Source organism: Ruegeria sp. O4 (assembly GCF_056535125.1).
The window spans coordinates 118146-142808 of record NZ_JBQERO010000005.1 but is presented as its reverse complement, the minus strand read 5'-3'; the positions used below and the strand labels follow the sequence as shown (position 1 = coordinate 142808).

26 protein-coding genes and 1 riboswitch are annotated in these 24663 nt (G+C 59.1%); of the genes, 14 read left to right on the top strand and 12 right to left on the bottom strand.

Annotated elements, in window-relative coordinates:
• Positions 1 to 84: 84 nt before the first annotated feature.
• Positions 85 to 1188, bottom strand: coding sequence for a GTP cyclohydrolase FolE2 (gene folE2 / locus ACR0J7_RS08965; protein WP_480481445.1), 1104 nt, complete (start codon positions 1186 to 1188; stop codon positions 85 to 87).
• Positions 1189 to 1433: 245 nt separating this feature from the next.
• Positions 1434 to 2624: an O-succinylhomoserine sulfhydrylase gene (gene metZ / locus ACR0J7_RS08960; protein ID WP_267363349.1), complete on the bottom strand. Its 1191-nt coding sequence runs from the start codon at positions 2622 to 2624 to the stop codon at positions 1434 to 1436.
• Positions 2625 to 2685: 61 nt separating this feature from the next.
• Positions 2686 to 2763, bottom strand: a riboswitch (SAM riboswitch).
• A 123-nt stretch (positions 2764 to 2886) separates the two neighbouring features.
• Between metZ and ACR0J7_RS08955 the strand changes: the two genes are divergently transcribed.
• On the top strand, positions 2887 to 3585 hold the full coding sequence (locus ACR0J7_RS08955) for a glutathione S-transferase N-terminal domain-containing protein (RefSeq protein ID WP_480913946.1): 699 nt from the start codon (positions 2887 to 2889) through the stop codon (positions 3583 to 3585).
• 300 nt (positions 3586 to 3885) lie between these two features.
• Positions 3886 to 4575, top strand: a complete 690-nt coding sequence (locus ACR0J7_RS08950; protein WP_480913943.1) for a YfbU family protein — start codon at positions 3886 to 3888, stop codon at positions 4573 to 4575.
• A gap of 297 nt (positions 4576 to 4872) precedes the next feature.
• Here ACR0J7_RS08950 and ACR0J7_RS08945 read toward each other — a convergent pair whose 3' ends face one another.
• Together ACR0J7_RS08945 and ACR0J7_RS08940 are read right to left on the bottom strand one after the other, a co-directional pair.
• Entirely contained in the window at positions 4873 to 5370 is a 498-nt protein-coding gene (locus tag ACR0J7_RS08945) for a hypothetical protein (protein WP_480831773.1), read from the bottom strand.
• Positions 5371 to 5610: 240 nt separating this feature from the next.
• A complete protein-coding gene (locus ACR0J7_RS08940) occupies positions 5611 to 5982 on the bottom strand; it encodes an OB-fold nucleic acid binding domain-containing protein (RefSeq protein ID WP_480486023.1) in 372 nt (123 codons plus the stop codon).
• A 127-nt stretch (positions 5983 to 6109) separates the two neighbouring features.
• Here ACR0J7_RS08940 and ACR0J7_RS08935 point away from each other — a divergent pair, with 127 nt between their 5' ends.
• Together ACR0J7_RS08935 and ACR0J7_RS08930 are read left to right on the top strand one after the other, a co-directional pair.
• A complete protein-coding gene (locus tag ACR0J7_RS08935; RefSeq protein ID WP_209504265.1) occupies positions 6110 to 6433 on the top strand; it encodes a 2Fe-2S iron-sulfur cluster-binding protein in 324 nt (107 codons plus the stop codon).
• Positions 6433 to 7176 carry an FG-GAP repeat domain-containing protein gene (locus ACR0J7_RS08930; protein ID WP_480913941.1) on the top strand — a complete coding sequence of 248 codons (744 nt, stop codon included), beginning with the start codon at positions 6433 to 6435 and terminating at the stop codon, positions 7174 to 7176. The genes ACR0J7_RS08935 and ACR0J7_RS08930 overlap by 1 nt, the downstream gene beginning before the upstream one ends.
• 135 nt (positions 7177 to 7311) lie before the next feature.
• Here the strand turns inward: ACR0J7_RS08930 and purD are convergent, their stop codons facing one another.
• Positions 7312 to 8580 (bottom strand): phosphoribosylamine--glycine ligase, encoded by a 1269-nt coding sequence (purD, locus tag ACR0J7_RS08925; protein WP_480870304.1) that lies wholly within the window; start codon positions 8578 to 8580, stop codon positions 7312 to 7314.
• Between the two features lie 76 nt (positions 8581 to 8656).
• Here purD and xseA point away from each other — a divergent pair, with 76 nt between their 5' ends.
• Complete coding sequence (xseA, locus tag ACR0J7_RS08920) at positions 8657 to 10141, top strand: exodeoxyribonuclease VII large subunit (RefSeq protein WP_480913939.1); 1485 nt, start codon at positions 8657 to 8659, stop codon at positions 10139 to 10141.
• Between the two features lie 3 nt (positions 10142 to 10144).
• The gene (locus ACR0J7_RS08915) at positions 10145 to 10786 is read left to right on the top strand and encodes a glutathione S-transferase family protein (protein WP_480773578.1); all 642 of its coding nucleotides are present in this window, start codon (positions 10145 to 10147) and stop codon (positions 10784 to 10786) included.
• On the opposite strand, the gene ACR0J7_RS08910 is transcribed toward ACR0J7_RS08915, so the two are convergent.
• A complete protein-coding gene (locus ACR0J7_RS08910) occupies positions 10787 to 11182 on the bottom strand; it encodes a hypothetical protein (RefSeq protein ID WP_480913938.1) in 396 nt (131 codons plus the stop codon).
• 139 nt (positions 11183 to 11321) lie between these two features.
• On the opposite strand from ACR0J7_RS08910, the gene ACR0J7_RS08905 reads away from it, so the two are divergent.
• From ACR0J7_RS08905 to ACR0J7_RS08885, 5 genes are all read left to right on the top strand, one after another.
• Positions 11322 to 11960 (top strand): lysoplasmalogenase family protein, encoded by a 639-nt coding sequence (locus ACR0J7_RS08905; RefSeq protein WP_480481502.1) that lies wholly within the window; start codon positions 11322 to 11324, stop codon positions 11958 to 11960.
• 58 nt (positions 11961 to 12018) lie between these two features.
• Positions 12019 to 13161 (top strand): signal recognition particle-docking protein FtsY, encoded by a 1143-nt coding sequence (gene ftsY, locus ACR0J7_RS08900; RefSeq protein WP_480913935.1) that lies wholly within the window; start codon positions 12019 to 12021, stop codon positions 13159 to 13161.
• Positions 13162 to 13249: 88 nt separating this feature from the next.
• Complete coding sequence (locus ACR0J7_RS08895) at positions 13250 to 14152, top strand: EamA family transporter (protein ID WP_267363986.1); 903 nt, start codon at positions 13250 to 13252, stop codon at positions 14150 to 14152.
• Positions 14153 to 14168: 16 nt separating this feature from the next.
• Positions 14169 to 14774, top strand: coding sequence for an inner membrane-spanning protein YciB (locus tag ACR0J7_RS08890; RefSeq protein ID WP_267363984.1), 606 nt, complete (start codon positions 14169 to 14171; stop codon positions 14772 to 14774).
• A 113-nt stretch (positions 14775 to 14887) separates the two neighbouring features.
• Positions 14888 to 15556 (top strand): Crp/Fnr family transcriptional regulator, encoded by a 669-nt coding sequence (locus ACR0J7_RS08885; protein ID WP_480481510.1) that lies wholly within the window; start codon positions 14888 to 14890, stop codon positions 15554 to 15556.
• A 218-nt stretch (positions 15557 to 15774) separates the two neighbouring features.
• Here ACR0J7_RS08885 and ACR0J7_RS08880 read toward each other — a convergent pair whose 3' ends face one another.
• The 6 genes from ACR0J7_RS08880 to rpiA form a co-directional block, all read right to left on the bottom strand.
• A complete protein-coding gene (locus ACR0J7_RS08880; protein WP_480913933.1) occupies positions 15775 to 17268 on the bottom strand; it encodes a Do family serine endopeptidase in 1494 nt (497 codons plus the stop codon).
• Between the two features lie 127 nt (positions 17269 to 17395).
• Positions 17396 to 17590 (bottom strand): DUF2065 domain-containing protein, encoded by a 195-nt coding sequence (locus ACR0J7_RS08875; protein WP_480913984.1) that lies wholly within the window; start codon positions 17588 to 17590, stop codon positions 17396 to 17398.
• Positions 17590 to 18486, bottom strand: a complete 897-nt coding sequence (hflC, locus tag ACR0J7_RS08870; RefSeq protein ID WP_480899606.1) for a protease modulator HflC — start codon at positions 18484 to 18486, stop codon at positions 17590 to 17592. The genes ACR0J7_RS08875 and hflC overlap by 1 nt, the downstream gene beginning before the upstream one ends.
• A 3-nt stretch (positions 18487 to 18489) precedes the next feature.
• The gene (gene hflK, locus ACR0J7_RS08865; RefSeq protein WP_480773572.1) at positions 18490 to 19632 is read right to left on the bottom strand and encodes an FtsH protease activity modulator HflK; all 1143 of its coding nucleotides are present in this window, start codon (positions 19630 to 19632) and stop codon (positions 18490 to 18492) included.
• Positions 19633 to 19704: 72 nt separating this feature from the next.
• Complete coding sequence (gor, locus tag ACR0J7_RS08860) at positions 19705 to 21063, bottom strand: glutathione-disulfide reductase (RefSeq protein WP_480913931.1); 1359 nt, start codon at positions 21061 to 21063, stop codon at positions 19705 to 19707.
• Between the two features lie 124 nt (positions 21064 to 21187).
• On the bottom strand, positions 21188 to 21976 hold the full coding sequence (gene rpiA, locus ACR0J7_RS08855) for a ribose-5-phosphate isomerase RpiA (RefSeq protein WP_480493460.1): 789 nt from the start codon (positions 21974 to 21976) through the stop codon (positions 21188 to 21190).
• Between the two features lie 167 nt (positions 21977 to 22143).
• On the opposite strand from rpiA, the gene ACR0J7_RS08850 reads away from it, so the two are divergent.
• From ACR0J7_RS08850 to ACR0J7_RS08840, 3 genes are read left to right on the top strand one after another with little or no spacing between them, the layout of a single operon-like run.
• Positions 22144 to 22845: a glutathione S-transferase family protein gene (locus ACR0J7_RS08850; protein WP_480913928.1), complete on the top strand. Its 702-nt coding sequence runs from the start codon at positions 22144 to 22146 to the stop codon at positions 22843 to 22845.
• Between the two features lies 1 nt (position 22846).
• The gene (locus tag ACR0J7_RS08845) at positions 22847 to 24220 is read left to right on the top strand and encodes an L-serine ammonia-lyase (RefSeq protein WP_480493463.1); all 1374 of its coding nucleotides are present in this window, start codon (positions 22847 to 22849) and stop codon (positions 24218 to 24220) included.
• A 20-nt stretch (positions 24221 to 24240) separates the two neighbouring features.
• Positions 24241 to 24657, top strand: coding sequence for a GFA family protein (locus ACR0J7_RS08840; RefSeq protein ID WP_480913926.1), 417 nt, complete (start codon positions 24241 to 24243; stop codon positions 24655 to 24657).
• The last annotated feature ends 6 nt before the right edge of the window (positions 24658 to 24663 follow it).

Below are 24663 nucleotides of genomic sequence, written 5' to 3'. Positions count from 1 at the left end.
ATTGCAGCATTTTTGCTGCGCTGCGGCGAATGAGCGCCGATCAGGTAAATCTCTGATTAAATTCTAGCCACTTACCCGAGACGTTCAGCCAACGTGAAACAGGGTCGTGAACAGTTTCGGGTCAAGGCTGGACGCAGCGAAGGTTGGGCCTTCGGTCAGAATCGACACGGCGTCATGGCTGTGCAGGCTTTCCTGATGGCTTGCGACAACGCGAAAATCACCGACGTGATGATCTGCCAGCAACTCGGCACAAAACAGGCGCGCGGCATCTTCGACGAAGATCGGATTAGCTGCGTTCAATTCGGCAAAAGCCTGTTCATCTTCGCGCTTCACCATGACCTGCGTTTCCGTCGGAACCGCACGGCGGCACAGCGCAATCAGGTCTTCAAACCACAGGCAATCCGCATCGCAATCCACGACAACCGAAATCCGCGCGACGGAGCGCTGCGAATGCGGCGTCGCCAGCTGACCACGCATCGACCGGGCATGTTCGCTGAGTTCCAGCGAACAGGGGCAGGTCGAGGAATAGACATAGTCAAGGTGCATGATCTTCTGACGCACACCGTTCTGTTCGACCAGTTCCAGCGCGATGTCGTAATACTGGTAGCCTTCAAGGCCCGAGCGCAGGCTTTTGATCCTGTCCGGGTAGGAAAAGCGCATCTGGATACGGGCGTCGAAGCTGTCCAGATCGGACATGTAATCGTCCAGAGCGGATTCCATAACCTCAAAGCTGAACGTCCGTTCCGCATGTTTGTAGAAAGACCGCATGATCCGGGACATGTTGATGCCCTTTTTCTCGGCCTCAAGGCTGACCGTGCCGGTGATCGAGGTTTCCAGCGTCAGGTCTTCGCCCTCTTTCCGGTGGAACCGGATCGGCAGGCGGAAGTTCGAAATACCCACATGTTGGATCTGCTGTTTGGCCCCACGGATCAGGCTGGACGGGCCGTTCTGCAAATCCGGCAAGGATGCGCGGTACGCCGCATCGACGGTAAAGTCATCGGGGTAGGCGCGCGAAAAAGGCGGATAGTTGCCCGCTGCCAAACCGGGCAGCAGCCGGGCCACAGCCGGGTCAAGCTGGTTTATCTCGGCTTCCGAAGCAGATTTGGCCCATTGCCGCAGAACGTTCAAAGCCTCGGCAGCCTTGTCCCGATCCGGTTTTTCATCAATGTCACGCGGGTGAACGTTCATCAGCGGCGGTTCCTTGGTTGGTCGTCGGACTATATATGACTGATGGTCTAATACCAGTCTAACCCGATACGTCGGCAATAGCAGCCCGGATTGAAAAATCCGGCGCAAAACCGTCATCTCGCAACAGTTAGCGCCTTTTGAAGGTGGGAACAGCGGGCGGCACGCCTGGCTGCCGCCCGAAACAAAGTGGCCGCTTAGGCACGCAGCCTGCCCCCCAGTACAAAAAGGACGCGGGGGGCTTTGGTTTATTTCTGCGAGGCTTCCAGCGCTTGCCGAAGGTCGGCCAGCAAGTCACCTGCATCCTCAAGCCCGACGGAAAAGCGGATCAGGCCCGGTGTAATGCCCAACTGGTCCTTCTGCGCGTCGCTGAGACGCTGGTGCGTTGTTGTCGCCGGGTGCGTCGCGATGGATTTGGCATCGCCCAGATTGTTCGAAATCACCGGGATGGTCATCGCATTCAGGAAGGCAAACGCTGCATCCTTGCCGCCCTTGATGTCCAGCGATAGCACAGTCCCGCCCTTGCCGCCCAACTGGGTCTGAACCAGCGCGTTCTGGGCATGGGTTTTCAAACCGGGGTAAAGCGTCCGTTCCAATGCCGGGTGCCCTTCCAGCGCCTCGGCGATCTTTTGCGCGCTTTCGGCCTGTGCATTGACCCGCAGCGCCATCGTCTCAAGGCCCTTGAGCATGATCCACGCATTGAACGGGCTCAGCGCGCCACCGGTATGCTTGAGATAGGGTTCAACGGTTCCGCGGATGAAGTCCTTGGTTCCGATGATCACACCGCCCAGCGCACGGCCCTGCCCGTCGATATGCTTGGTCGCTGAATAGACGACCACATCCGCGCCCTGCTGGATCGCGCGTGAGAACACCGGGGTCGAAAACACGTTGTCCACCACCACAACAGCACCGACCGCATGGGCCAGATCGGCCACAGCAGCAATATCGATCACCTCAAGCGTGGGGTTCGACATGGATTCAAAGAAAACGGCCTTGGTGTCCGGGCGGATTGCAGCCTTCCACTGCTCCAGATCGGTGCCGTCCACAAAGGTCACTTCCACGCCATAGCGGCTCAGGATGTTTTCAAGGATATAGAGGCACGAGCCGAACAGCGCCTTGGCCGAAACGACATGGTCCCCGGCTTTCAGCATCGAGGTCAGAGCGCCGTTGACGGCGGCCATGCCCGAGGCCGTCGCAAAGGCATCTTCGCCACCTTCCAGCGCCGCGATGCGTTGTTCGAACATGGACACGGTTGGGTTGCCGTAACGGGCATAGATGAACTCGTCGGGGCCACATTCCAGAAACCGGGCCTCGGCCTGTTCCGCGCTTTCGTAGACGAAACCCTGCGTCAGGAAAATCGCCTCGCTCACCTCGTTATACTGGCTGCGACGGATGCCGCCATGGACGGCTTGGGTGCGTTTGTTCCAGTTCTCGCTCATCTCAATCCTTTCAGCCTCGGGTGGAGGCAAACAAAAAACCCCAGACGCGGCCAAGCGAAAGGGGTCTTTCATCCTGACCTTTTAGCGGTGTTGTTTAGCGTGGCCCGCAATCCGGTAACAAATCGCCACGTAGCTTCAGGATCGCAATACGCCTCGGGCGGTTCTCGGTCAAGCCCGGCCTGCGGTTCGGTCACGCTTTCGTAAGCGGTACTTGCCGAACCGGCAGAAACCCGCATGATCCCCGTCAACATCAGGAGAACACATGGCTGACCCGATTGATCTGTATTTCTGGCCGACACCGAATGGCTGGAAAGTTTCCATCGCTCTGGAGGAGATGGAGCTGCCCTACACCACCCATCTGATCAATATCGGCAAGGGTGACCAGTTCGACCCCGCGTTCCTGAAAATCGCGCCCAACAACCGGATGCCCGCCATCGTCGATCCCGACGGGCCGGACGGCGCACCTGTTTCGGTTTTTGAAAGCGGCGCGATCCTGATGTATCTGGCCCGCAAGACCGGGCGGTTCTATGGCAGGACCGAGCGCGACCGGATCGCGGTCGAGGAATGGCTGATGTGGCAGATGGGAGGCGTTGGCCCGATGGCGGGTCAGGCGCATCACTTCCTGAAATACGCCCCGCAACTGGACCCGCCGCAGGACCTGCCCTATGCCAAGGACCGCTACCGCGCCGAGGTCGCGCGCCTGTACGGCGTACTGGACAGGCGGCTGGCCGAAAACGAGTATGTCGCGGGCGATTTCTATTCCATCGCCGACATGTCGATCTGGGGCTGGGCCAGCCTGTGGGAAGGCCAGCAGCAGGTGCTGGAGGACAAACCGCACTTTGCCCGCTGGCTGGAGACCGTCAGCGCCCGCCCAGCCGTTCAGGCCGGACGCGCGCTTTATGCCGAGTTGCGAGGGGATCATCGGGACAAACAGGCACAGAGCGTTTTGTTCAAGCAGTAGGTATGTTCGATATACCAAAACCGTATCAATACTTGTGAAGGTTTTGCGAAAGGAATGTGTCCAAGATGTCTCTTGCGATTGGGGCGCTCAGCGCAGCTTGGAGAAAACGACCGTTAAGTGAAACGGGTTTAGGTTGAGCACCTGCGCCCCCACACAGCGTCAATAGTACCCCAAAGTCCAGCAATAAACGATGAGACACCATCTAGCGCCCCTTTACGCCCATTGCCAAATACGTACAAATGTATTAATGTACGGTAAAATGTACGTAATCAAGACAATAAACCGCAATGGAGGCAAAAAATGGCAAGAAACGAACGCTTTGAAATGCGCTTGGACAGCGCGCTCTTGGATCAGATTGACGAATGGAGAGATCTTCAGTCCGACGCACCGTCCCGCGCCGAGGCGGTGCGTCAGCTTTTGGAGTACGCTCTGTCGGGCACCTTAAAAAAGGAAACTCAGCTCGACAAACCTCAGCGCCTGATGGTTTGGCTCCTCACGGAGATACTCAAAACCCAAGAAGGCTGTGGGGACAGACACCGTATCTCTCTCATCCAAGAGGCCATATATGGCGGGCATCTGTGGGCACTCGATTGGGAACTGACAGGTCTCATGCATTCTAACACAGATAAACCTGAGGATGTGAAGTTCGTTGTCAATGTACTGGATATGTGGACTTTCATCGAGCGCGCCTTTGACAAGCTATCGGACGCTGACAAGGCCAAGCTCGAAAAAGAAGTTCCTTACATTGGCAAAGACCCAAAGTTCATCGGTTTTGATGGCAACAATGAAACCGACTACATGGGGATCGCCATGTTCCTCATCCATCAGATGGAGCGCTTCACAAACTTCAACTCTCGTGAACTCAACTCACACATGCCGAAGGTCCAGAGGTACGCAAAGATGTATCAGGTCTTTGAACCTATCCGCGCCAAGCTGGTTGGACGTGAAATGACTGTCGAAGAGATAATCGAAGTTCTCAATAGAGATTAATATCCTCAGCTCCGTTGAGGGCTGAATGCCCCCGAGGTTATCCTTGGCCTCGTGGATAGACCCCAGCGCCTTCCCAAAAGGGACCGTTTCTTCTTGACCATCCGAAAGTCGCCTTGGCGTAGCAGAAGCGAATTCACACTTTGGCCCCATCCCAGATTACTCCTCCCCCGCGCCAACAGGCCCGGCATCTCCGGAATATCCTCGATCTCTGTCGTAATCGCATGGGTTACCAAGTGCGCCCTCTGCATCCTGCCCTGCAACGCCCCCAGCGGCGAATCCTTGGCGTGGGGCGACCTGTCAGCGAAACTGGAATTCAGGTTCCGCGGGGAAAGACATGGAAATACCTGTCCAGTGCCCATTGCGCAGCCTTGCAACGTTCCGCCCGTCAACACGCATCCGGGTTGTCAGGACAAATGCGGCCTGCCCTTTGTTCGCTCCGGCTTTCTGGGCTGCGCCGTCAGAACGCTCGGCCCCGTCGAAAAGCATACCATCGGGTTTTGCCGACCGCCGGGACCGAAAGTTCGGAACCAAATGCGGCTTTCGATCCGTTTCGTCAGACGAGCGCGACGCTTCAATCCGCTTGAGTTGCTGCAACTCCGACCGAAGCTTTTTTGCAGTCTCAACCTGCCTGCGTTCAAAGGAATAAGCGCTTAACGCCTCATCAATCATTCGGGCGGTGTGAACATACCCCGCAGAACGTGTGAGTTCCGAGAGCTCTGCCAGACGGTCGGAAATCCGGCTTTCGTCCCGTGAGACGGTTTTTTCGAGCGATCCTTGGTGTGTTGCGTTGGGCATCCGAACTGACTCTGAGAAGACGTTGAGTGATGCGCAATCCGGCCCGAGCTTTGACGCAAGCCGATGCGCAAAGATGCGTGTCACTACGCGCCCAGCGCCGGAGAGTCGACCATCCCGCGTTCAAGTGGCGGAAAAGCGCCTTAAACACACATTTGAGGCAAAGAAAACATATCGCCCGATCTTCAGGCGCGGGTTTGCGGCACTGCGACGGAGAATGTTGGATTGATCCGCACGACAGACCTAACCCTGCCCCTGCACCAGCAGGTCTAGCATGTCCGAGATATCCTCGATCTCTTCCGCGATCACATGGGTCACCGAATGCGCCCGCTGCATCCGGCCTGTCACCTTCAGCAACCGCCCCGAGATCACCGCACGGCGGAAGCGTTCGTAGATTTTGCGCCAGACCACCACGTTGACGATCCCGGTCTCATCCTCAAGCGTCAGAAAGATCACGCCTTTGGCCGTCCCCGGCCGCTGCCGCAGGATCACCAGCCCGGCCACGGCCACACGCGCCCCTTCGGGCGGGGCCTCCAGCTGGGCGGAGGGCAGACAGGACGGCGGTCGCGGCCAGTCCCGGTTTGAAATCGCGCGGTGAAAAGGGGCAGTAAACATAGGAACAAAAATAGAACAAAATACAGGAAAGTCCAGACACGGCGCAAGGAGTCGCAAATGAGGCTGGAAACACCTAACTCCCTTCACTAAGGAAGGTTTCGAACATCGCAAAAGGAAGACGCACGCAATGGCAAAGATCACCTATGTCGAGCATGGCGGTACCGAGCACACTGTCGAGGTCGCCAACGGACTGACCGTCATGGAAGGGGCCCGTGACAACAACATTCCCGGCATCGAGGCCGATTGCGGCGGTGCCTGCGCCTGCTCGACCTGCCATGTCTATGTTCACCCCGACTGGGTCGAGAAAATCCCGGCCAAGGACGACATGGAAGAGGACATGCTGGATTTCGCCTATGAGCCCGACCCGGCCCGCTCGCGCCTGACCTGCCAGATCAAGGTGACCGACGCGCTGGACGGCCTGATTGTCCAGATGCCTGAAAAGCAGATCTGATGCTGTCCAAAGCGCCGCGTCAGCCCGCCCGCCTGTGGCAATGTCGGGTGCGCAGCGCTTTGCTCCCTTTTGGCCTGTGGTGCGCGCTGCCAATCGCTGTCGCGGCAGACACCATCACCGACGCCCGCTTCACGGAACCAACCACGCGATACGCGCATGGTGTTTTGGGCGACAATATCGAATACGGCGCTTTGGAGCTTGTGGTCGATGACACAGTCGTAACGGTTCGTCTGCCACAGGACCGTGTATTCGAAGACCTTGCGCCGCGTCTGGCAGACATCGACAGGGACGGCGCGGTTGAAGCAGTTGTCGTCGAAACGCAGGACACAACAGGCGCTCAGCTTGCGATCTACAACGCCGCTGGTGAAAAGATAGCGGCCACTCCTCATATCGGCGCACGTTTCCGCTGGCTCGCCCCGGTCGGTGCTGCTGATCTGGATGGTGATGGCAATATCGAAATCGCCTATATCGACCGCCCCCACCTGGCCAAAACCCTGCGCATCTGGCGCTTCAAAGATGGTGGACTGACCGAAATCGCCGCTCTGCCCGGCCTGACCAACCACAAGATCGGTGAGGATTTCATTTCCGGCGGCCTGCGGAGCTGCGGCGACCATCCCGAAATGATCCTCGCCAGCGCCGACTGGTCGCGGATCATCCGTGTTTCCTATCAGGATGGCTGGCACCTGACCGACTTGGGCCCGCTCAAACAGCGCGACAATCTCACATCAGCCCTGAATTGCTGATCCGCCTCTTCATCTGGCCAAAAAGATCCTGGAGGGTGAGTGGTTGAAAAGAAATCGTCCAGCGAACGATTTCGACCGCAAACGCGCGCAGCGCCGGGAGGCCCCAAGGCCGAGGGGGCAAAGCCCCCTGCCCGATCATCCCTCCAAAGCGCGCCAGCCGATATCGCTGCGATAGAACCCTTCGGGCCAATCCACGGCATCAACCATCTGATACGCCCGGTCGCGCGCCTCTTGCAGCGTTTTTCCGCGCGCGGTCACGTTCAGAACGCGCCCGCCGACGGCCTGCACCTGCCCCGCAGCCTCGCTTGTGCCCGCATGAAACACCATATTGCTGCTGTCCTCGGGCAAGCCGTCCAACCCTTTGATGACCGTGCCCTTCTCGTAGGTTCCCGGATAACCTTTGGCCGCCATCACGACCGTTATCGCGTGATCATCGGCCCAGTTGACCCGCATTTCGCCCAGCCGCCCTTCGGCGGTGGCATGCAACAGGTCCATCGCCTGCGCGCCCAGACGCATCATCAGGACCTGACATTCCGGATCCCCAAAACGGACGTTATATTCCACAAGGCGCGGCTGGCCGTCCTTGATCATCAGCCCTGCATAGAGAATTCCCTGAAACGGCGTGCCCCGGCGCTTCATCTCGGCAATGGTGGGGCGCACGATCTCTTCCATCGCACGCGCTTCAACTTCCGCGCTCAGAACCGGCGCCGGAGAATAGGCACCCATCCCCCCGGTGTTCAGGCCCGTGTCACCATCACCCACCCGCTTGTGGTCTTGTGCCGTGCCGATGGACAGGATGTCTTGGCCGTCGCACAGAACAAACAAAGACGCTTCTTCGCCGTCCATAAACTCTTCGATCACGACCTCGGCCCCCGCGCCACCAAAGGCACCGCCGAACATGTCGTCAATGGCGTCAAGCGCCGTGTCTTCGTCCATGGCCACGATCACGCCCTTGCCGGCGGCCAGACCATCGGCCTTGACCACGATGGGCGCGCCCTGTTCGCGGATATAGGCCTTGGCGGGCTCGGGCGCGGTGAACCGCGCGTAAGCGGCGGTGGGCGCATGTGCCGCGTCGCAGATTTCCTTGGTAAAACTTTTCGAGGCTTCCAGCCGGGCCGCTTCGGCGGACGGTCCGAAAACCAGCACCCCGGCTTCGCGCAGGCGATCCGCCACTCCGGCGGCCAAGGGGGCCTCGGGGCCGACAATCACGAAATCAATCGCGTTTTCCTCGGCAAAGCTGACGACGGCCCCACCGTTTTCGATATCCAGAGCGGCACACTCCGCGATCTGAGCGATCCCGGCATTGCCCGGCGCCACGATCAGACGGTCGCATTTTGGGTTTTGCATCACCGCCCAGGCCAGGCTGTGTTCGCGCCCGCCGCTACCGAGAATAAGGATGTTCATGGGGTCGTCTCCGATCTGCTTGGCCTCGCCTGCGCGGCGTTCTAAGCTGGGGGAGCATTTGAAACAAGGCGCTGAAATGTCCGACCTGCTTGATGACCCGATTCCGGGCCAAAACACACCTGAATACACGGTTTCCGAGGTCTCGGGCGAGGTGAAGCGCACGCTGGAAGGCGCGTTCGGGCGAATCCGTGTGCGCGGCGAAGTTGGCCGCGTGTTTAAGGCCCGGTCCGGGCACCTGTACTACGACATCAAGGACGACCGGAACGTTTTGGCCTGCACGACATGGAAAGGTCAGGTTTCCAGCCTCTCGGTCGTGCCAGAGGAAGGGCTGGAGGTAGTCGTCACCGGTCGCCTGACCGCTTTTGGCGCGCAATCCAAATACAACCTGAATGTCGATGAAGTTGCGGTCGCTGGTCAGGGCGCGCTTATGGCCTTGCTGGAAAAGCGCAAGAAACAGCTTGAGGCCGAAGGTTTGTTTGCACCCGAGCGCAAGAAGCCCCTGCCGTATCTGCCGCAGATCATCGGCGTTGTGACATCGCCTTCGGGCGCGGTGATCCGTGACATTCTGCACCGGCTTCGGGACAGGTTCCCGCGCAAGGTGCTGATCTGGCCGGTGGCCGTGCAGGGTGCAAACTGCGCCCCCGAGGTTACCCGCGCCATCGAAGGGTTCAACCAGTTGACACCCGGTGGCGCGCTGCCCCGTCCTGACCTGATCATCGTGGCCCGTGGCGGTGGGTCGATCGAAGATCTTTGGGGCTTCAACGAAGAGAGTGTCGCGCGCGCCGCCGCCGCATCGGACATACCGCTGATTTCGGCCGTCGGGCATGAAACCGACACGACCCTGATCGATTTTGTCTCGGACCGCCGCGCGCCAACACCCACAGCTGCGGCAGAGCTGGCCGTGCCGGTCCGCATCGAACTGCTCGCCTGGACCGGCGAGCAAGGCGCCCGCTTGTCGCGCGCGGCAACGGACGCGGTGCAGCGCCGTTCGCAAAGGCTGCGCGATTTGTCCCGCGCCCTGCCGCGCCCGGACAGCCTGTTGAACTCCCCCCGGCAACGCCTTGATTTGATTGCGGATCGCCTGACCCCGGCTTTGACGCGAGGAGTGCAAAACCGCCGCCTGCAAGTTGTGGAACTGTCAGCCCATCTGCGCCCGTCAACTCTGCGCGGTCTGGTCTCGGCCCGGCAGGAATCACTGCGCAACCTGTCGTCGCGCCTGTCCCTGCGCCCAATTCAACGCGAGATCGGCCAGCACGCGCAAAACCTTGCCCGGCTTGGTGACCGGATGAACGCGGCGCAGACCACGCGGCTGGATCGTCTGAAACATCAGCTTGAGGCCACAGACCGCCTGCGCGAAACGCTCAGCTACAAGGCGACGCTGGAACGCGGATATGCCGTGGTTCGCGCAGATGGGAATGTCATCACGACCAAGGCCGAGGCCGCAAAACACACGGTGCTGGACATCGAATTCGCCGATGGCATTCTTGGCACCGGGACAGCCGCAAAGCAGACCAACCGGAAATCCAAACCGGATACACCAGATCAAGGATCGTTGTTCTAAGCCATGCTGACAATCTGGGGCCGCAAAACGTCATCGAATGTTCAGGCCCTGATGTGGTGCGTCGGAGAGATGGATCTGCGCTTTCACCGCCACGATGCAGGGCACAGATTCGGCGGGCTGGACACCGATGCCTTTCGCAAGCTGAACCCGAACGGCACCATCCCAGTGCTACAGGATGGCGATCACCCACCGCTGTGGGAAACCGGCGCAATCCTGCGCTACCTGGCGAATGCCTATGGCGGGAATGCGTTCTGGCCACGCGACCCGGTCCAACGGGCTGAAATCGACAAATGGGCGGAATGGGCCAAGATCAACGTTGCGATGGATTTCACGGTGCCCGTGTTCTGGCAGGTTGTCCGGACCGCCCCGGCAGAGCAGGACCAAAACGCGATTGAGCAGGCCGTTGCCGCGCTGGATAGCAAACTGGTACTTGCCGATACCCGGCTGTCAGAAAACACCTACCTGTGCGGGCCCGATCTGACGCTGGCCGATATTCAGCTGGGACATATCCTTTATCGCTATTACGACATCGCGATATCCCGCGCGGTCCTGCCCAACCTGCGGCGCTATTACGATAAGCTGACAGAAAGACCCGCATATCAGCAGCATGTCATGCTCAGCTATGATGAGCTTCGGGTGACCTAGTCAGACACCGACGTAGGGGCCATAACACACCATTTCTTCCCCGATATCTTCCGCCTCGTACAGTTCGGTCGCCTGCGGGTCGCCTTCAAACTGCGCGACAAGGCCACCGCCGGATCGCGTAAAGACCCAGCATTGCGGATCAAACCGGTCTTCGTAGATGAAACAAATCTGCTCTTCCTGCTGATACCAGACACCTTCCTTGCAATCGCCATCCAGAAAAGACCAGATCACGCGGCGGTTGGGCAAATAACGTTCGACCCCGTAGACCTGCCCTTCGAACCCGTAAAACAGGGTCTTGCCCCGCGTATAGGTGTCGAATTCGGGGCCGGACAAAGGAGTTTGGGCCGCAGCGGGCGGTGCGGCAAAACAGGCAAGAATCATCAGCGCTCGGAACATATGCCCATTGTGTCAGATGCGATCCCGCTATGCCATTCACCCTTTGGCCAAGGGTGGGGAAACACGCTTAACTCCACGTAAGCGCTTGATTAAATGCCCCGCTCGGGATGAAGGTATTCGAAAACCGCGGTGAGGTGACATGACAACCCTTCTCTTCTGGATCGCCCTTGGCTGCGCATTGGGATACCTGCCCCTGACGGCCCGACCAGCCAGTTCCTTGCGCACTGTGCTGAAAACCACCTCGGTCGCCGCGCTGGCAGTCATTGCGGTTCTGCAGGGCAGCCCATGGATGCTGGCCGTTGCGCTTGCCCTGTGCGCGACCGGGGACGCGTTGTTGTCGCGTGAAACGGATGCCACGTTCATGGCCGGCATTGCTGCTTTTGCCGCCGGGCATCTGGCCTATATCGCCCTGTTCCTGTCTCATCCCGCCAGTTCCGCCAGCCTGATCTGGGATGCCCCCGCGATCGTGTGGTCTCTGGTCATTCTGGGCATAGTCATGGCCACCCTGCTTGCCCCCCGCGCCGGAGACCTGAAAGGCCCTGTTCTGGCCTATATCCCGATCATCCTTGGCATGGGGATCACTGTGCTGGCACTGCCCCAGACAGGTGCCCTGCGATGGGCGTTCCCGGCTGCAATCGCCTTCATCGCGTCTGATCTGATCCTTGCTACGGAAAAGTTCCTGCTGCCTGCGAACCACCCCGCCCACAAGCTGACGCCCTATCTGATCTGGCCGCTCTACTGGGGCGCGCAATTTGGTTTCGTCTTCGCTTTTGCGTGACCCTTTGCAACTGCCGCAAATCCGCATTAGGTGAAAGGAACACCTGCGGAGACCAAATATGGCGTTTTTCTCAAAGCTAAAGGACAAGTTGTTCAAATCCTCATCCCGCCTCGAACAGGGGCTGGACGCCATCGTCGAGGATGGTGGCGAGGAAACCGCCGCACCCGACCCTGTCCTCCCCGAACCTGAGCCCGAACCGCAACCGGTTCCGGAAATCCCGACCCCTGAACCGGCGCTGGAACCGCCAGAACAACCTGCCCCCGCCCTGGCGGACCCCAAGCCCATTGCCCCACCGCCAGAAATCCCTGAATCCAAAGGCATCCTGAACCGCTTGTTCAGCCGCGGCGGCGCTGCCGCAGAAATGCGCCGCACGCTGGATGACGATATGCTGGAACAGCTCGAAGAGCTGCTGATTGCTTCTGACATGGGCGTCGACACCGCCCTGCGTGTCACCTCGAACATGGCCGAGGGGCGCTTTGGGCGCAAACTTTCGACCCGGGAAATCAAACAGTTGCTGGCGCAGGAAGTGGCCCGCGTGATGGAACCCGTGGCCAGGCCTCTGCCGATCTATCCCAAACGTCCACAAGTGGTGCTGGTCGTCGGCGTCAACGGCTCGGGCAAGACCACGACCATCGGCAAACTGGCCAGCCAGTTCAAGCAGGCTGGCAAAAAAGTCGTCATCGCCGCCGGTGACACCTTTCGCGCTGCGGCCGTCGAACAGCTGCAAGTCTGGGGCGACCGCGCCGGAGTTCCGGTTCTGACAGCGCCCGAGGGCTCGGACCCAGCCAGCCTCGCCTTTGACGCGCTGACCCGGGCTCAGGCCGAAGGCGCAGATCTGCTCATGATCGATACCGCCGGACGCCTGCAAAACCGCACGGATCTGATGGAGGAACTCGCCAAAATCGTCCGCGTCATCCGCAAGGTTGACGAGACCGCACCGCACAACACCTTGCTGGTCCTTGACGCCACCACAGGTCAGAACGCGCTGAGCCAGGTGGAAACCTTTCGCAAGCTGGCCGATGTCTCGGGCCTGATCATGACCAAGCTGGACGGAACCGCCAAGGGCGGTGTGCTGGTCGCGCTGGCCGACAAGTTCGGCCTGCCGATCCACGCTATCGGGGTGGGAGAACAGATCGATGACCTTGCCCCCTTCGATCCCGAAGAATTCGCCGCCGCCCTGACCGGGCTCGACAAGGGCTGATCCGCCACTTCATCTGGCCCCAAATATCCTCGGGGGTGTGGGGGCAGACAGCCCCCACCCCTCTCCGCCCTACAAAAGGTCTGCGTATTTGAGCGACTGGCTGATCTCACTTGAAGGCACCGAAGCCGGTCACCAACTGGCGCTGGCACTGGCGTTGATGGCCGCTTTCCTGCACGCCGCGTTCGGAGCGCTGCAGAAAGGCCGTCATGATCCATGGCTGTCCCGCGGCGCTATTGACGCCAGCTATGGTCTGATGGCCGCCCCGTTTGCCTTTTTCGTGGTGCCCTGGCCTGAACCTCATATGTGGCCGATCTTCGCCCTCGCCTGGCTGATCCACATTGCCTACAAGACGCTGCAGGCCGCGGCGTACACCAAAGGGTCCTACACGGTCGTCTATCCCGTCGTGCGCGGGACAGGCCCGCTGTTTACGGTCATTGGTGCCTATCTTCTGTTCGGCGAAACATTCTCGACCGTGCAGTGGCTGGGCGTCGCAACCCTGCTGGCCGGGATATTCGGCCTGGCCGCCTATAATTTCCGGTTTCTCGAAACCAACCGGGACACGCTGGGAATTGCGCTGGTCCTGGCGATCATCACGGGGCTGTTTGTCGCCCTTTACACCACCTATGACGCCTATGGCATACGTGCCACTGCCGACCCGTTCACATTTCTGGCCTGGTTCTTCATGATCGACGGCGCGGCGATGCCGGTCTACGCCTTCCTCAGATGGCGCGCGATGACACATCGCCCTGCGCCCGGCCCGCTGATGCTGCGGGGTCTGGCTGGCGGCATCATCGCGCCTTTGTCCTTTGGGTCGATCATGCTGGCCACACGACTGGACAAAGTCGGCGAAGCCGCCGTGCTGCGCGAAACCTCAACCGTCTTTGCGGCGCTGATCGGCTGGCTTGTCCTGAAGGAGACCGTTGGCCCAAGACGCATTGCATTGATGGCATTGATTGCACTCGGCGCAGTAATAGTTGAAATGGGCGGGTAAGCAGCAGGACATACCGATGACAGGCAAAAAAGACATCAACCCATTTCTGAAACAGGTGCTGGAGCTTGGCCCGCCGTTGGCCTTCTTCTTCATCTACCTGCGCTTGCGTGATGACAGCTTTCTGATCGGTGGTACCGAATATTCCGGCTTTATCATCGCCACGATTATCTTCGTCCCCCTGATGCTGGGGGCAATGGGTATTCTGTGGTACCTCACCGGCCAGCTGAGCCGGATGCAGATTTTCACGGCCTTCATGGTTATTTTCTTTGGCGGCCTGACCGCATGGTTCAATGACGAGCGGTTTTTCAAGATGAAAACCACGCTTGTCTATGGCCTGTTCGCCCTGATCCTTGGCATCGGCTTGCTGCAAAAGAAATCTTATCTGGCCTACGTATTGGATGAAATGCTGCCGATGAAGCACGAGGGCTGGATGATTCTGACGCGCCGCCTTTGCGCCTGTTTCGCTGTTCTGGCCGCCGCAAACGAGTTTGTCTGGCGCACCATGTCGACCGACCTTTGGGTCAAAATCGAAACCTTCGGATTTCCCATCGCGCTGATGGCCTTCCTGATGCTGCAATTCAGCATCCTGCAACGCTATATGGACGACCCGGAACAGAAATAGCTGTCCTGACGTCGCAATACCTGCAAAACAAACAAAATTCTTGGCTTAGCCGCCGAGCTATGGGAAGTTGTATCACCACCCACACTCACACCTTGCCCAAGATCGGTGTATACATGACGGCCTTTCCCACCAGCGGCTTCCTTTCCGAAGCCTCCGACGGGCTTAGAGAGATGCTTTCGGCGCAAGCGACCGACATCTCGCTGGCTCAAGGAGAAACCCTTTTCGAACAAGGCGATGAAGGGGATTCGCTCTATGCCATTCTGGAAGGCACGCTTGAAGTGTCCTTTCTGGCGATGAGCGGCCGGAAACTGACATTGACGCTGATGCGCCCAGGTGAAGTTTTTGGCGAGATTGCGCTGTTTGACAACGGCCCGCGCACGGCGACTATTGCGGCGGCCGAGCCATCGCGCGTCCTGCGTGTGCGTCGCAATGACGTCATGAACCAGATCAGAAAACAGCCTGACCTTGCCGTGGATCTGATCCGGTTGGCCGGGCTGCGGATGCGATGGATGGGGTTGCAGCTGAACGAGCAGGTCTTTTTGCCCATGCCCATTCGACTGGCCCGAAAGCTGCTGCATCTGTCGGAATTGCAGGACGACCCAACGCAGCGCATCACCCTGTCGCAGAGCGAACTTGCCGAATTTGTCGGGGCCACGCGCGAGGCCGTTTCCAAGACAATCTCGATCTGGAAACGCGACAATATTGTCGAATCCTCGCGCGGCGGATTGCTGATTCAGGATTTCGATGCTTTGCGGGAACTGGCCGATTCCGAACTTATCTGAACCAGTGTGATCTGGTTCACATACGAGAGGGTTTGTGTTGACCTAAGGTGAAGTTGTTACCGTAGGAGGTCAGAGAATCATCCCCGATATCTGTCCACTGATCTCTCCCTGTATCTGAGCCATACGCAATTACTGCGTATGGCTCATTTTCTTTCTGCATGCCTCTTCAGGTGTTCAGGCAATGAAAAAGGCCGGGCGCTTGTCCCGGCCTATTCAAATCACTCTTCCAGGCTTAGCGCCACAAATCGCGGCTCGCCCCCCCTGCGGACCAAAAGCAGCAGGGATTTCCGCCCAGCCTCTCGCGATTGGTCCATTCGGGCTTCCAGGTCCGCGATGGTTTCCACCTTTTGCTGACCCGCTTCCGTGATCAGGTCACCCGCACGCAACCCTTTCGCGTAAGCCTCAGACGCTTCATCGACATTCGAAATCACCAGACCTTGGGCATCTGCATCCAATCCCATATCCGCACGCAGCGTATCTGTGAGCGGGGAGATGGTCAGCCCGAGAATATCGGCGTTTTCTTCGACCGGAGCATCCTGCGTTTCTTCTTCGTCATCTTCTTTGCTTTCTGCGTCTTCGCGGCGTCCCAGCGTGACCAGAATTGTCTGTGTGCCGCCATCGCGGTGCACAATGACCCGAACGGCTTTGCCGACTTCTGTTTCGCCGACCTGACGGACCAGACCTCGGGTGTCTTCGACTTCGACGCCGTCAAAGCTGATGATCACGTCGCCCGCTTTCAGACCGGCCTCCTGGGCGGGGCCTTCTGGGACATCGCTGATCAGCGCGCCGCCGGGTTTCTCCAGCCCCATGGCCTCGGCCATGTCTTCGGTCACGTCCTGAATGCGGACACCCAGCCAGCCGCGCCGGGTTTCGCCAAATTCGCGCAGCTGATCGACGACCTTCACCACCACGTTTGATGCCATCGAAAAGCCGATGCCGATCGAGCCACCGTTGGGTGACAGGATGGCTGTGTTCACGCCGATCACTTCGCCGTCCATGTTGAACAATGGACCGCCCGAGTTGCCCCGGTTGATCGCCGCATCTGTCTGGATGTAATCGTCATATGATCCGCTGAGCGCCCGGTTGCGGGCCGATACGATACCAGCGGATACAGAAAAGCCCTGGCCCAGCGGGTTGCCCATGGCAATCACCCAGTCCCCCACACGCGCCACGTCGCTGTCGCCAAATTGCACGTATTTCAAGGGGCCGGACGCTTCGACCTTGAGCAGTGCAATATCGGTTTTCTCATCGGTTCCGATGACTTTGGCCACCAGTTCTTTTTTGGGCTGCCCGTCGCCGGGGAAGAATTCCACAAGGATTTCATCAGCTTCCGCAATGACGTGATTGTTGGTGACAATGAAGCCATCTTCAGAGATCACAAAACCCGACCCAAGGGCGTTGCTGCGTCGGGGCGGGCTGTTGTCATTGCCGCCATTGCGATCCTGAAAATCGCGAAAGAAATCCTCGAACGGAGACCCCTCGGGCACGATACCCTGCGGACCTGTCTGACCTTCGATCAGGGTGCTTGTGGTGATGTTCACCACGGCCGGGCTGATCTTTTCGGCCAAGGGCGCCAGGCTTTCACCTCTGGCCTGAGCGGAAACCGACTGCGCCAGCACAAGCAGCGTACCGGCAAAGGCCAGCCACAACAGCCGCATCCAAACACTCACGTCGTCCCACCGGACGGATAAACTGCGCGCTTTCGCCTGCACTTGAGCTCTCCTTGTCGACAATCTTGCCAAGGCCTGTTTCGGCCTTTCTTAGTTTCCAATGTAGTCAGTTTAACCCGGTGAGCAACTCGGGATCGCAGGGAAATAACCCGCACGTGAAACCGCCCCGTCAAAAGCCCAGTTGATATGCTCCCCAGAGCAGGATCAAACCGCTGATAACACAAAGCAACCCGGCCAGACGCCGGGCCTGTTCGGGCATGGCGCGCAACGCCTCCAGCATCCGCTCGATAAGCGAAGGGGCCAGCGCATAGGCCAGCCCCTCGACAATCAGTACCAGCCCGAAGGCCAGAAGGATCATGCCCATCATTCGGACGGCGCCGCCACCGGTGCCCGCCGACCTGATGGCGAACTGAGGTAGTTGAAGAAGTCCGAATCCGGGCTTAGCACCAACGAGCTGTTTCCGCCCTGAAGCGCATTTTCATAGGCTGACAGAGAGCGGTAGAACTCAAAGAACTCGGGGTCTGCTCCGTAGGCATCCGCAAAGATCGCGTTGCGTTCGGCGTCGGCCTCACCACGAACAATTTCAGATTCGCGGCGGGCATCCGACACCAGTTCCACCACTGTACGATCGGCTTGCGCGCGGATACGCTGTGCAGCTTCCTCACCACGGGCCACTTCATCTGCCGCTTCACGCTCGCGTTCGGCACGCATACGCGCAAAGGTGGCTTCGAGGTTGGCTTGCGGCAGGTCAGTGCGTTTGAGCCGGACGTCGATCACTTCAAGACCCAGGTCGCGCGCTTCGGTAATGGCCCCATTGCGGATGCGCAGCATCAGCGCCGCCCGGTCCGAGCTGAGGATATCGTTCGAGCTGACAGAACCCAGAACTTCGCGCGTTTTCGCCCGCAAAATGGAATCCAGCCGCTGTTCTGCGGTATCGATGCCGCCCGCACCCACCGCTTCGCGGAACTGGCGCACATCGGTAATCCGATAGCGTGCAAACGCGTCAACCACCAGACGACGGTCATCCAGAGGTGTCACCTCCAGTGGTCCGACCTCGCGGCTCAGAATACGGTCGTCGTAACGAACCACATCGTCGAAGATTGGCAGTTTGAACGCTAAACCGGGATCTTCCTTGACGCTCACAACGCGACCAAATCGCAGAACCAGTGCTTTTTCACGTTCGTCGACGATGAAGATCGACGATAGCGCAGCCACCACAAGAACAAAAATGACAGGCAGAACAAAAGTTGATTTACGCATCTTTTAGTTCCCCTCGCCCGAGTTGCGGCGCAATTCGTTCAGCGGCAGATACGGGACAACGCCCTGCCCCTGCCCACCGGCATTTTCATCCAGAATGATCTTGTTTACGTCGCCAAGAACCTGCTCCATCCGCTCAAGATAGAGACGCTTGCGCGTCACGTCCGGCGCTTTGGCGTATTCCGCCAAAACCGCGCTGAAGCGGCTGGCCTCACCCTGTGCTTCGTTCACGACCTGGGCGCGATAGGCTTCGGCTTCTTCCAGAACCTGTGCCGCTTCACCACGCGCACCGGCGAGAACCCGGTTGGCATAGGCATCAGCCTGTTTTTCAAGCCGGTCACGTTCCTGACCCGCTGACTGAACCTCGCGGAATGCGTCCTTGACCGGTTCTGGCGGGTCGGCACCATCAAAGTTCACACGAACGATATTGATGCCTGAACCATAGCTGTCGAGCGTGGATTGAATCAGCTCCTCAAGCCGTTCCGCGATAACCGCACGGTCGCGGTTCAGGATCGGCGCAAGCGAAGATTGCGCGATAATTTCGCGCATCGCGGATTCCGAAACCGCCTGAATCGTTTGTCTGGGATCGCGCAGGTTGAAGAGGAAATCTGCCGGATTGGAGATGTTCCAGACCACCTGAAAATCGATATCGACGATGTTTTCATCACCCGTCAGCATCAGACCCGCATCGCTTCCACGACCACCCGAGCCGATGGTTTCCGTCTGTTCGACCTTCACCGGAATAACTTCGGCCGTCACAACCGGCCATGGGGCAAAGTTGAGACCTTCTGTACCGATCCCCGAGAAGCGGCCAAACAGCAGTTCAACTGATTGCTCTTCGGGTTTGACCGTATAGGCGCTGGCCACGCCCCACATCACCAGAGCGGCGACGCCACCCAGCAGCAGGGTGCCCTTGGTAAAGGCCGGACCGCCACCGCCCTGATCACCGCTACCGCCACGGCCACCGCCGCCACGGCCGCCCATGAGGACGCGCAGCTGCTCCTGGCCTTTTTTCATCAGTTCATCGATCTCGGGAATATGCGGGCCATCGCTTTCGGGAGGCTTGCGCCCGTTCCCGTTGTTACCCTGATTTCCTCCGCCACCGGATGAGCCTCCGCCCCCCCAGGGGCCGCCGCTGTTGCCCGCCATATGTATCTTTTCCTTCGTTTTGGACCGTGTGATCACGGGTTCCCTTGTAACCTGTGTGCGCGCGCTTGCAAATCAAGCCGTGCGCACAGGTTGCCGCATTGTCACCAGTTCTTCGGCCATGACCGGGTGAACTGCAACCGTTCGGTCAAAATCTTCCTTGGTCGCGCCCATCTTTACAGCGATTCCCGCCAGCTGGATCATCTCGCCGGCACCGGGGGCGACAATATGGCAACCCAGCACCTTGCGCGTGGCCTGAGAGACGATGAGTTTCATCAGTACCCGCTGCGTGCCGCCAGCAAAGGATTTCTGCATCGGCTTGAAAGACGTGGCATAAACCTCAATCGGTTCCTGTTCCGCTGCCTCTTCTTCGCTGAGGCCGACAGTTCCCATCTCAGGCTGAGTAAAGATCGCGGTCGGAATCAAGTCGTGATCCACCGGTGTCGGATTGCCCTTGAACACGGTTTCCACAAAGGCCATCCCCTCGCGGATCGCCACCGGGGTCAGGTTCACCCGGTCGGTCACATCGCCAATGGCAAAGATCGAGGGCACAGCGGTCTGGCTGTATTCATCCACGATGATCTCGCCCTTACGGCCGCGTTCAACGCCCAAAGCCTCCAGCCCAAGGTTATCGGCATTCGGCGCACGGCCCGTGGCATACATCACCACATCAAAACTCTGCTCGGAGCCGTTGGTGGCCTTGACCCAGATCTTGTCGCCCTGCTTTTTCATCTCGAGCACATTGGTGCCCAGATGCAGGTCGATGCCGTTCTGGCACATTTCTTCGCTGATCAGTCCACGCGCCTCGTCATCAAAACCCCGAAGGATCTGTGCGCCGCGATAGAACTGAGTTGTCCTGACCCCTAGCCCGTTCATGATCCCGGCAAATTCACAGGCGATATAACCGCCACCTACGATCAGGATGCTTTCAGGCAGTTTGTCCAAATGGAATATCTCGTTCGAGGTAATCGCCAGTTCCGAGCCCGGGAAATCCGGAACAACCGGGCGACCGCCGGTGGCGATCAGAATGTGTTTGGCCGTTTTGCGGGTTCCGTCGGCCAGCTCGACCGTGTGGGCATCCACAAGGCGCGCACGATGGTCAAAGCTTTCGACGCCGTTGTTCTTCAGGATATTGCGATATATCCCTTCCAACCGATCAAGCTCGGCCACCAGCTTGCCGTGAAAACTGTTCCAGTTGAACGCGCCGGGCTGAATGTCCCAGCCATAGGCCTGCGCGTCCCCGACCATGCCCGAGTATTCGCTGGCAAAGACCATCAGCTTCTTTGGCACGCAGCCCCGGATCACACAGGTGCCGCCATACCGGTCTTCTTCGGCCAGCGCGACCTTGGCGCCGGTTTCACCCGCCGCAACACGCGCCGCGCGGACCCCGCCCGAACCTCCACCGATGACAAAAAGATCATAGTCAAAGCTCATGCCGGGTTCCTTCGTTCAACTTGCAAAATTCTCTGGATATCTGGGCGTAAAAAACCCTGTGCCAACCCCCGGCGTGGAAAATTCGAACTTTCATAGCCACTTGCCGGAGGGACCTGCATGATACTCAGTCCGAAAAATCGGAAAACAGGTTATCGCGCGATCCGCTGAGCAGCTGATCCATTGCGACCGTACCCGCGTTGATATCACGCAGCTCGACCCGGCCATCGCCATGGCCGATCACGACCTTGTCGCAGATGTCGATGAACAGGCCATTTTCGACAACACCGGGCACCTGGTTCAGGATCAGCGCCATCTGGCGCGGGTTGCCGATGCGCTTGAGGTGCAGGTCAAGGATGTGGTTGCCCTCATCCGTCACAAACGGCGCCTCGCCATTCATGCGCAGCGCCGAGGATGTCCCAAGCACATCCATCGTATCCAGGGCTTCCTCGATCAATGTGCGCGTTGTCTGCCAGCCAAAGGGAATGACCTCGACAGGCAGCGGAAAGGCCCCCAGAGTTTCAACTTCTTTGCCTGCATCGGCGATGACGATCATCTGGTCGCTGGCCGTGGCCACAATCTTTTCCTGCAGATGCGCACCGCCACCGCCCTTGATCAGGTTCAGGTCCTGATCGAACTCATCCGCGCCATCGATGGTCATGTCCAGCCAACCGGCCTGATCCAGTGAGATGACGTCGATACCAACCTCGCGGGCAAGCTGCGCCGTGCGGGTCGAGGTTGGAACACCCTTGATCCGCAGTCCGTCTTCGCGCACCCGTTCACCCAGACGGCGCACCAGCCAGGCGGCTGTCGATCCTGTGCCAAGGCCCACGCGCATCCCGTCTTCGACCATGTCGGCGGCACGGTACGCGGCAACATATTTCGCGGTGTCGATTGGCGACAGATCTCTGGTCATGGCAGCTTTCCCAGTTTATTCTGACGGAGTTATAGGGAATGCGTCAGACGACTGCGACCCCATTTTGCGATCCGACAGGTGTTAAGATGTCTCAGGACTACGCGTTTCCTGTCGGAAAAGTCGCAATCATGTCTTACACCCACATCTTTGCGCTGTAAGTTGCGCGCATGTTGACCCCGTACCGCCTGCACTATGCCCCTGACAACGCCTCGCTGGTGATCCGGCTGGCGCTGGACGAGATGGGCATGGCTTATGAAACCGTGCTGGTGGACCGCCGCCAGAACGAGCAGGACAGCGACGCGTATCGGTCGCTTAATCCCAACGGGCTGATCCCGGTTCTGGAAACGCCAGAGGGCCCGATCTTTGAAACTGCGGCGATCCTGCTTTGGCTGACGGAGCGCCATGGTCAACTGGCCCCGACGGCGGATGATCCTGAACGCGCCGGATTTCTGAAATGGCTGTTCTTCGCGTCCAACACGTTGCATGCGGATCTGCGCATCCTGTTCTACGCTGAAAAATACATAGACGCCTCACAGGCCGACACGCTGCGCGCGGGCATCCGACCCCGGTTGCTGCAGCATCTGCGGTTGCTGGATGCGCTGGCGCAACGCGGGCCTGAGTGGTTTCGCGCAGGTGTCCCATCGGTTCTGACCTATTATGTCGCCTGCATGATGCGCTGGATGGCCCTGTACCCTGTAAGTGCTGACCACAGCTGGTATCAATTGGCCGACACGCCGCATTTGCAGAAAGTGCTTCTGCACCTTGAGACATGCCCCGCCACCCGTTCGGCAATCGCTGCGGAAGGTTTGGGCGTTACACCCTTCACATCCCCTACTTACGCTAATCCCCCGGAAGGCTCGGCTATCTGATATGTTCCTATCTGTCTTCGATATGTTCAAAGTGGGCATTGGCCCGTCTTCATCTCACACAATGGGCCCGATGGTGGCCGCGGCGCGCTTTCTGGACATGATGCGCGCGTCCCCCTTTGAATTTACGGGTCTGAAAGGTTCACTGCACGGCTCGCTGGCCTTCACCGGCGTCGGCCATGCGACCGATCGGGCGACCATTCTGGGTCTGGCGGGCTTTGTTCCCGACACCTATGACAACGAAAAGGCCGAGGCCGCGCTGGCCGATATCGCACGCACGCACACCGTAACGCCCGAAGGCCTGCCGACGCTTCATTTCGATCCCAAGGCGGATCTGATCTTTGACTACGACAACAATTTGCCCGGGCACGCTAACGGGATGATCCTGATGGCCACCGACGCACAGGGCGATGTGATCCTGCGGCAGGTGTATTATTCGATCGGCGGCGGTTTTGTCCTGACCGAGGAAGAACTGGCCGAGGGGAAAGACACCGATGAAGGCGACCCGGTCCCGTTCCCGTTCAAATCCGCCGCAGAAATGCTTGAGATGGCCAAATCCAGTGGCAAGACCATAGCCGGGATGAAGCGCGCGAACGAGATCGCGCGGGGCTGCGCCGACAGTTTCGCGAAAGGATCGGCCCGTTTGTGGGACGTCATGAATGCCTGTATCGAACGCGGCTTGACCACTGACGGCATCCTTCCGGGCGGTTTGAAAGTGCGCCGCCGCGCGAAAGGCATCTATGATGCGCTGATGGCCGAACGCGGCATGAACCTGACCGCGCCGCACACGATCAACGACTGGATGAGCGTCTATGCCATGGCGGTCAACGAGGAAAACGCGGCAGGCGGGCAAGTTGTCACTGCGCCAACCAACGGGGCCGCAGGTGTTCTGCCCGCTGTTCTACGCTACTATCTGGACCACGTACCGGGCGCGTCCGAAAGCCATATCGAGGATTTCCTGCTGACCGCGGCGGCCATTGGCGGGTTGGTGAAATACAACGCCTCAATCTCGGGTGCCGAAGCGGGATGTCAGGCCGAAGTTGGCAGCGCCGCTGCCATGGCGGCAGCCGGGCTTTGCGCCGTGATGGGGGGAACCCCTGAACAGGTGGAAAATGCCGCCGAGATCGCGCTGGAGCATCATCTGGGCATGACCTGCGACCCTGTTGCCGGACTGGTTCAGGTTCCTTGTATCGAACGAAACGGGTTAGGCGCTATCAAAGCAGTTTCAGCCGCCTCACTGGCCTTGCGCGGGGACGGTCAGCATTTCGTGCCGCTGGACGCGGTGATTGAGACGATGCGCCAAACCGGCCATGACATGCATGAGAAATACAAGGAAACCTCGCTGGGTGGTCTGGCTGTGAACGTACCGAACTGTTGAAACAGAAAGCGAGGGGCGACATGCGTGGGCATTGTCTGTGCGGCAAGATCCGGTTCGAGGTCGACCCTCCGGTACTTTCATGCGTCACCTGCCATTGCGACAGTTGCCGCCGCCAATGCGCAGCGCCGATGACAACGTATTTCGGAGTTCGCGATGGTCATTGGCGGTGGATCGGTGAAGAGCCCAAGCGCTTTAACTCCTCTCCCGGTGTCGAGCGCAGCTTCTGCCCGCATTGCGGCACGCCGATGTCCTTCCGGTCAACCGCCATGTCGGATGTGGTGCACCTATATGTCGCGACGCTGGACTCTCCTGAAGCGCTGGAACCAACGTTGCATGTCGCGCATCAAGAAAAGCTGAAATGGCTGAAATTGGAGGATGGTCTGCCCATCTGCAACGGGCCGGATTACACCAAGGTTCAGCCCCTGCCCGACCGCTGACAACAG

Bases quoted from the DNA above. Each gene is read 5' to 3' on its own strand.
- ACR0J7_RS08940 (WP_480486023.1), bottom strand. From the start codon at position 5,982: ATGTTTACTGCCCCTTTTCACCGCGCGATTTCAAACCGGGACTGGCCG.
- xseA (WP_480913939.1), top strand. From the start codon at position 8,657: ATGTCCGACCTGCTTGATGACCCGATTCCGGGCCAAAACACACCTGAA.
- ACR0J7_RS08905 (WP_480481502.1), top strand. From the start codon at position 11,322: ATGACAACCCTTCTCTTCTGGATCGCCCTTGGCTGCGCATTGGGATAC.
- ACR0J7_RS08850 (WP_480913928.1), top strand. From the start codon at position 22,144: ATGTTGACCCCGTACCGCCTGCACTATGCCCCTGACAACGCCTCGCTG.
- ACR0J7_RS08910 (WP_480913938.1), bottom strand. From the start codon at position 11,182: ATGTTCCGAGCGCTGATGATTCTTGCCTGTTTTGCCGCACCGCCCGCT.
- ACR0J7_RS08950 (WP_480913943.1), top strand. From the start codon at position 3,886: ATGGCAAGAAACGAACGCTTTGAAATGCGCTTGGACAGCGCGCTCTTG.
- ACR0J7_RS08875 (WP_480913984.1), bottom strand. From the start codon at position 17,590: ATGGGCATGATCCTTCTGGCCTTCGGGCTGGTACTGATTGTCGAGGGG.
- ACR0J7_RS08840 (WP_480913926.1), top strand. From the start codon at position 24,241: ATGCGTGGGCATTGTCTGTGCGGCAAGATCCGGTTCGAGGTCGACCCT.
- ACR0J7_RS08885 (WP_480481510.1), top strand. From the start codon at position 14,888: ATGACGGCCTTTCCCACCAGCGGCTTCCTTTCCGAAGCCTCCGACGGG.
- folE2 (WP_480481445.1), bottom strand. From the start codon at position 1,188: ATGAACGTTCACCCGCGTGACATTGATGAAAAACCGGATCGGGACAAG.
- purD (WP_480870304.1), bottom strand. From the start codon at position 8,580: ATGAACATCCTTATTCTCGGTAGCGGCGGGCGCGAACACAGCCTGGCC.
- metZ (WP_267363349.1), bottom strand. From the start codon at position 2,624: ATGAGCGAGAACTGGAACAAACGCACCCAAGCCGTCCATGGCGGCATC.
- hflC (WP_480899606.1), bottom strand. From the start codon at position 18,486: ATGCGTAAATCAACTTTTGTTCTGCCTGTCATTTTTGTTCTTGTGGTG.
- ACR0J7_RS08955 (WP_480913946.1), top strand. From the start codon at position 2,887: ATGGCTGACCCGATTGATCTGTATTTCTGGCCGACACCGAATGGCTGG.
- ACR0J7_RS08935 (WP_209504265.1), top strand. From the start codon at position 6,110: ATGGCAAAGATCACCTATGTCGAGCATGGCGGTACCGAGCACACTGTC.
- ACR0J7_RS08890 (WP_267363984.1), top strand. From the start codon at position 14,169: ATGACAGGCAAAAAAGACATCAACCCATTTCTGAAACAGGTGCTGGAG.
- rpiA (WP_480493460.1), bottom strand. From the start codon at position 21,976: ATGACCAGAGATCTGTCGCCAATCGACACCGCGAAATATGTTGCCGCG.
- ACR0J7_RS08945 (WP_480831773.1), bottom strand. From the start codon at position 5,370: ATGCCCAACGCAACACACCAAGGATCGCTCGAAAAAACCGTCTCACGG.
- hflK (WP_480773572.1), bottom strand. From the start codon at position 19,632: ATGGCGGGCAACAGCGGCGGCCCCTGGGGGGGCGGAGGCTCATCCGGT.
- ACR0J7_RS08915 (WP_480773578.1), top strand. From the start codon at position 10,145: ATGCTGACAATCTGGGGCCGCAAAACGTCATCGAATGTTCAGGCCCTG.
- ftsY (WP_480913935.1), top strand. From the start codon at position 12,019: ATGGCGTTTTTCTCAAAGCTAAAGGACAAGTTGTTCAAATCCTCATCC.
- ACR0J7_RS08930 (WP_480913941.1), top strand. From the start codon at position 6,433: ATGCTGTCCAAAGCGCCGCGTCAGCCCGCCCGCCTGTGGCAATGTCGG.
- ACR0J7_RS08845 (WP_480493463.1), top strand. From the start codon at position 22,847: ATGTTCCTATCTGTCTTCGATATGTTCAAAGTGGGCATTGGCCCGTCT.
- gor (WP_480913931.1), bottom strand. From the start codon at position 21,063: ATGAGCTTTGACTATGATCTTTTTGTCATCGGTGGAGGTTCGGGCGGG.